This is a genomic window from Enterovirga sp. (assembly GCF_028290205.1).
Classification (GTDB): domain Bacteria; phylum Pseudomonadota; class Alphaproteobacteria; order Rhizobiales; family Beijerinckiaceae; genus Enterovirga.
Genome location: NZ_JAQGKF010000247.1, coordinates 1 through 5107 on the forward strand (window position 1 = coordinate 1; position 5107 = coordinate 5107).

General features: G+C 72.0%; 7 protein-coding genes. 2 read left to right on the plus strand and 5 right to left on the minus strand.

Annotated features, from left to right (window positions below):
• Window positions 1–3 precede the first annotated feature (3 nt).
• Genes JWR86_RS17140 through sppA form a run of 3 tightly spaced genes read right to left on the minus strand, consistent with a single transcriptional unit; the run spans window position 4 to window position 1689 of the window.
• Window positions 4–348 carry a LapA family protein gene (locus JWR86_RS17140; RefSeq protein ID WP_299567686.1) on the minus strand — a complete coding sequence of 115 codons (345 nt, stop codon included), beginning with the start codon at window positions 346–348 and terminating at the stop codon, window positions 4–6.
• A gap of 18 nt (window positions 349–366) precedes the next feature.
• On the minus strand, window positions 367–705 hold the full coding sequence (locus JWR86_RS17145; protein WP_299567688.1) for an integration host factor subunit beta: 339 nt from the start codon (window positions 703–705) through the stop codon (window positions 367–369).
• Between the two features lie 9 nt (window positions 706–714).
• A complete protein-coding gene (gene sppA, locus JWR86_RS17150) occupies window positions 715–1689 on the minus strand; it encodes a signal peptide peptidase SppA (RefSeq protein WP_299567690.1) in 975 nt (324 codons plus the stop codon).
• Window positions 1690–1838: 149 nt separating this feature from the next.
• Here sppA and mutM point away from each other — a divergent pair, with 149 nt between their 5' ends.
• Entirely contained in the window at window positions 1839–2726 is an 888-nt protein-coding gene (gene mutM / locus JWR86_RS17155; RefSeq protein WP_299567692.1) for a bifunctional DNA-formamidopyrimidine glycosylase/DNA-(apurinic or apyrimidinic site) lyase, read from the plus strand.
• Window positions 2727–2730: 4 nt separating this feature from the next.
• Here mutM and JWR86_RS17160 read toward each other — a convergent pair whose 3' ends face one another.
• Complete coding sequence (locus JWR86_RS17160; RefSeq protein ID WP_299567694.1) at window positions 2731–3024, minus strand: hypothetical protein; 294 nt, start codon at window positions 3022–3024, stop codon at window positions 2731–2733.
• Window positions 3025–3205: 181 nt separating this feature from the next.
• Between JWR86_RS17160 and ada the strand changes: the two genes are divergently transcribed.
• Window positions 3206–4321, plus strand: a complete 1116-nt coding sequence (gene ada, locus JWR86_RS17165; RefSeq protein WP_299567696.1) for a bifunctional DNA-binding transcriptional regulator/O6-methylguanine-DNA methyltransferase Ada — start codon at window positions 3206–3208, stop codon at window positions 4319–4321.
• A gap of 4 nt (window positions 4322–4325) precedes the next feature.
• On the opposite strand, the gene JWR86_RS17170 is transcribed toward ada, so the two are convergent.
• Window positions 4326–5107 (minus strand): argininosuccinate synthase (locus JWR86_RS17170; protein WP_299567698.1); only part of this gene is annotated, 782 nt, incomplete at its 5' end.

Consider the following 5107-nt stretch of genomic DNA (forward strand, 5'->3'; position numbering starts at 1 on the left):
GGTTCAGGAAGCGGGCCGGGGCGGCGGCAGGGCCGGGTCCCGCGAGGCGGCGAGAGAAGCCCGCAGCCGGTCGGCTTCCGAGCGGAGCCGCGACGCCTCGCGGCGGGACGCACGGCCGGCCTGGCGCTGCCGTCCACCCGCCATCCAGGCCGCCACACCGCCGATCAGCATGCCGAGCGCCACGGCGGCCAGCACCAGCGCATAGAGCGGCACGGTGACCGCGAGTTCCGGGGCGCCCTTGCTGAACGGGTCCAGCGACACCGTGACGGGCGCCCGGTTGGCGACGGAGAGCAGGATCACCAACAGGGCGACCGGCAGAAGAAGAAGAGCCTTGAGAAAGGCCAGCATGACGGGCTCCGGATAGGTCTAGGCGGCGGGCAGCGACGCGGCCGCAGCCGGATCGGCCCTCTCTGCCCCCTCAAGCGGGACGAGGTTCAGGCGCTTGCGCATCTCCTTGCCGGTCTTGAACACCGGAATGGCCTTCTCCGACACGGAGACCGCCTCGCCGGTGCGGGGATTGCGGCCGGCGCGGGCGTCGCGGGTCTTCACCGAAAAGGCCCCGAAACCGCGCAGTTCGACCCGGTCGCCCCGCGCCAGCGCGCTCGCGATCGTGTCGAGGATCGAGTTCACGACATTTTCGATGTCGCGTTGGTAGAGATGCGGATGCTGGGCCGCGATCTTGGTGACGAGTTCCGATTTGATCATGCGCAACGCTCAGCGGTCGACGGAGCGGCCCGGCTGCCACAGCGCGAGCAGGCCGGTCAGTTCGGCCGCCGACACCGCCCCGGCGGCCGTCCGGAGCGTCGCGGCGGCCCGGTCGAGGCCGAACAGGTCGGCTCCGAAGGCGGCGGCTGTCCACAGCGAGAAAGTCGACGGACCGCGGGGCTTCCAGTCGGTCACCGGCAGCCCGCGCGGCACCTGCCGCTCGCGTTCCAGCCACTCGATCGCGTCCTGCTCCGAACCGAGCTGGTCCACGAGCTTGAGCGGCAAGGCCTGGCGGGCGCTGAACACCCGCCCGTCCGACACCAGCCGGGCCTCGGCCTCGGACATGTTCCGGCGTGTGCGGACGAGGTCGCGGAACCAGGAATAGGTGTCGTCCACCACGGATTGGAGCGCCGCTCGGGCCTCCGGGGAGGCCGGGCGGAAGGGCGAGGGCTCGGCCTTGAGCGGGCTCGACTTCACCTCCTCCACGGCAACGCCGACGGTGGCCAGGAGCTTCGACAGGTCAGGATACTGAAACAGGACGCCGATGGAGCCGATCAGCGACGTCTCCCGGGCGACGATGCGATCCGCCCCCAGGGCGGTGATGTAGGCTCCGGAGGCGGCCGTGCCGTCCACGAAGGCCACAGTGGGCTTGCGGGCGGCGAGCGCCCGGATGCCGCGGAACAGCTCCTCGGACCCGGTCGTCGTGCCGCCCGGGGACGAGATCGACACCACGACCCCGGCAACGGAACCGGTCTCGCCCACGCGGCGGAGGAGTTCGGACATGCGCTGGTCGCCGGCAATCAGGCCGGAGACGGAGATGCGGGCGATCTGCTGGCCGGACGTGAAAGCGCCGGAATGCCGGGTTGCCACGAGACCAGCCGTCCCGACCGCCACAAGGAGCGCCCCGAAGGCCAGCACGCGCCACAACGTGAGCTTGCGGCGAAGGCGTCGTCGATCCGCGATCATCTCGGCGTCGGCGATCATTCAGGTTCCGTGCTGTTCAGCTTCTCGCGGGCCCGGCAATTTAGACCTGCGCCCCGGAGTGCCGCAAGGGAGCGGTCCTGCCGGGGTGCTGGATGCGCCGACGCGCGCCACCCCCATATCCAACGTTGCAGCACGCAGAGGCAAGACGGATGCCGGAACTTCCTGAAGTGGAGACGGTGCGGCGGGGGCTTTCGCCTGCCTTGGCCGGGCGCCGCTTTCTCCGCGTCGAGCAGCGCCGCCCCGATCTCCGGTTCCCGTTTCCGGCGCGCTTCGCGGGCCGCCTCGAGGGCGCGGCCGTGCTCGGCGTGGACCGTCGCGCCAAGTACCTGGTGCTGCCGCTTTCCACCGGCGAGACGCTGGTGATGCATCTCGGCATGACCGGCCGGTTCCGGGTGGAGCGGGACCAGGACGTCCAGGAGCCGGGCGGTTTCTACCAGCACGCGGGCGCGCGGCCGGTGCATGACCACGTGGTGTTCCACCTCGATGACGGCGGCCGGGTCGCCTACAACGACGCGCGCCGCTTCGGCTTCATGGACCTCCTCGCCTCCGACACGATCAGCCGGACGCCGCCTTTCGCCGCGATGGGGATCGAACCGCTCGGCGCCGAACTCGACGGAGCCCGGCTGGCGGGGCTCTTCGCCGGCCGCAAGACTCCGCTCAAGGCCGCCCTGCTCGACCAGCGCCTCGTGGCCGGGCTCGGCAACATCTACGTGTGCGAAGCCTTGTTCCGGGCGCGCCTGTCGCCTGAGGCCCCGGCCGGGTCGCTGGCCAGCCCGACCGGCCGGCCGCGGGCCGGGGCGCATCGGCTCGCCGCGGAGATCCGGGCCGTCTTGGAAGAGGCCATCCTGTTCGGCGGCTCGACGCTGCGCGACCATGCCGCAGTGGACGGCACGGCGGGCGCCTTCCAGCAGCATTTCCACGTCTATGGCCGGGAGGGCGAGGCCTGCCGGGCGCCGGGATGCCGGGCAACCGTGCGGCGCATCGTCCAGGCGGGGCGTTCGACCTTTCTGTGCGCCGAGTGCCAGGCCGGCCGGTAAGCGGCTAGCCGGGCTCCCGGTCGGGCTCCGGCTCCGCGTCCGGCTCGTGCGCTCCCTCCCCGGCCGTGGTCAGGATGGCGCGCCGGACCGCCTCGTAGCCCTGGCGTTCGCCCCGCTCCCCGGCCTCCAGGCGCCGAACGAGGGGCTCGAACTGGGCCGGAACGCTTGTTTCGCCGAGAAAGGTTGGCGGCGCCTCCTCGACCCGGAGCTGGGTGCGCAAGCGCCGGCCGAGATGCTCCTGGACGTCCCTCGGCAGGGTCGCGTCGGCCCGTTTCGGCTCCGTCTCATCGCCCGCCATGATCTCCCCCGATTCAACTCGCGGTGATCCGCCGCTTCGGCTCAACGTCCTGAGACGTACCCGGTTCGTCCCGGGCGCCCGGAATGCTCCGCGGGCGCCGTGGCGGCGGGTTCGGCCGCAAGGACCGGAGTGCCGGGTCGGCGGCGGCCGGCTAGGGTGCGGATGCGCCCAGGAGATCCTCATGCCGGCACTTCCCCATTCCGACCGGACGAGCCGGGCCGAACAGACCGAGCGCGACCCGCGCTGGCCGGCCGTGCTGGGCCGCGACCCGTCGCAGGACGGCCATTTCGTGTACGGCGTCCGGACCACCGGCGTGTATTGCCGGCCTTCCTGCCCGGCCCGGCTCGCCCGGCCCGAAAACGTCAGCTTTCACCGGAGCTGCGAGGAGGCGGAGGCGGCCGGGCTGCGGCCCTGCCGCCGGTGCCGCCCGGAGGCCGAATCGCGAGCGGAAGAGCAGGCCAGGCTGGTCGCGGCCGCCTGCCGGCGCATCGACGCCGCGGCGATGCCCCCAGCCCTCGAAACCCTGGCCCGGGAGGCCGGGCTGAGCCCGTTCCACTTCCACCGCCTGTTCCGGTCGGTGGCGGGGCTGACGCCGCGGGCCTATGCGGAGGCGGCCCGGAACCGGCGCCTGCGCCTGGAACTCGACCGGCCCGACGGCACAGTTACGGAGGCCATCTATGACGCGGGATTCAGCTCCTCGAGCCGCTTCTACGAGCGGACGGACGCGGTGCTCGGCATGACCCCGACCGCCTACCGGAGCGGCGGCCCCGAGGTGGAGATCCGCTTCGCGGTCGGCGAGTGCTCGCTCGGCTCGATCCTGGTCGGCCAGACCCCGAAGGGTGTCTGCGCCATCCTGATCGGGGACGATCCGGACGCGCTCGCCCGAGACCTCCAGGACCGCTTTCCGAAAGCCCGGCTGATCGGCGGCGACGCCGGCTTCGAGGCCGTGGTGGCCAGCGTGGTGGGCCTCGTCGAGGCGCCGGGGCTCGGCCTCGACCTGCCGCTCGACCTGCGCGGCACGGCCTTCCAGGAGCGGGTCTGGCAGGCCCTGCGGCTGGTCCCGGCCGGCGAGACGGTGAGCTACAAAGACCTCGCCCGCCGCATCGGCGAGCCCCGGTCGGTGCGGGCGGTGGCCCGGGCCTGTGGCGCCAACAAGGTCGCGGTGGCGATCCCCTGCCACCGGGTCGTGCGCAGCGACGGCGCCCTGTCCGGCTACCGCTGGGGCGTCGACCGCAAGCGCGCGCTGCTGGACCGCGAAGCGCGCGCCGCGGCCGGGGAGCCCCGGCCCGCGCCGTAGCGCCTCAGCGGGCGAGCTTGCGCTTGCGCTGAGCGAGCGTGCGCAGCCGAAGCGCGTTCAGCTTGATGAAGCCGGCCGCGTCGCGGTGGTCATAGGCGACCGCGCCTTCCTCGAAGGTCACGAGCTCCTGGTCGTAGAGCGAGTTGGGCGAGGTGCGGGCGACCACGTGGACGCCGCCCTTGTAGAGCTTCAGGGTGACCTCTCCGGTCACCATCTCCTGCGACTTGTCGATCATCGCCTGCAGCATCTCGCGCTCCGGCGAGAACCAGAAGCCGTTGTAGATGAGCTCGGCGTATTTCGGCATGAGCTCGTCCTTGAGGTGCGCCGCACCGCGGTCGAGGGTGATCGACTCGATGGCGCGGTGCGCCGGCAGCAGGATGGTGCCGCCGGGCGTCTCGTACATGCCCCGGCTCTTCATGCCGACGAAGCGGTTCTCGACGAGGTCGAGCCGGCCGATGCCGTTGGCCCGCCCGAGCTCGTTCAGCTTGGCCAGCAGGGTCGCGGGCGAAAGCTTCTCGCCGTCGATCGACACCGCGTCGCCGCGCTCGAATCCGATGCGGATCACCGTCGGGGTGTCCGGCGCCTCCTCTGGCGAGAGGGTGCGCGAATACACGTAGTCCGGCACCTCCTGAGCGGGGTCTTCCAGGACCTTGCCCTCGGAGGAGGCGTGCAGGAGGTTGGCGTCGACGGAGAACGGGGCCTCGCCGCGCTTGTCCTTGGCGATCGGAATCTGGTGCTTCTCGGCGAAGTCGATCAGCTGCTCGCGGGAGCGCAGGTCCCATTCGC

What these genes read in the sequence shown, in the direction of transcription:
- JWR86_RS17140 (WP_299567686.1), bottom strand. Translation starts at nt 348, where the DNA reads ATGCTGGCCTTTCTCAAGGCTCTTCTTCTTCTGCCGGTCGCCCTGTTG.
- ada (WP_299567696.1), top strand. Translation starts at nt 3,206, where the DNA reads ATGCCGGCACTTCCCCATTCCGACCGGACGAGCCGGGCCGAACAGACC.
- sppA (WP_299567690.1), bottom strand. Translation starts at nt 1,689, where the DNA reads ATGATCGCCGACGCCGAGATGATCGCGGATCGACGACGCCTTCGCCGC.
- mutM (WP_299567692.1), top strand. Translation starts at nt 1,839, where the DNA reads ATGCCGGAACTTCCTGAAGTGGAGACGGTGCGGCGGGGGCTTTCGCCT.
- JWR86_RS17160 (WP_299567694.1), bottom strand. Translation starts at nt 3,024, where the DNA reads ATGGCGGGCGATGAGACGGAGCCGAAACGGGCCGACGCGACCCTGCCG.
- JWR86_RS17145 (WP_299567688.1), bottom strand. Translation starts at nt 705, where the DNA reads ATGATCAAATCGGAACTCGTCACCAAGATCGCGGCCCAGCATCCGCAT.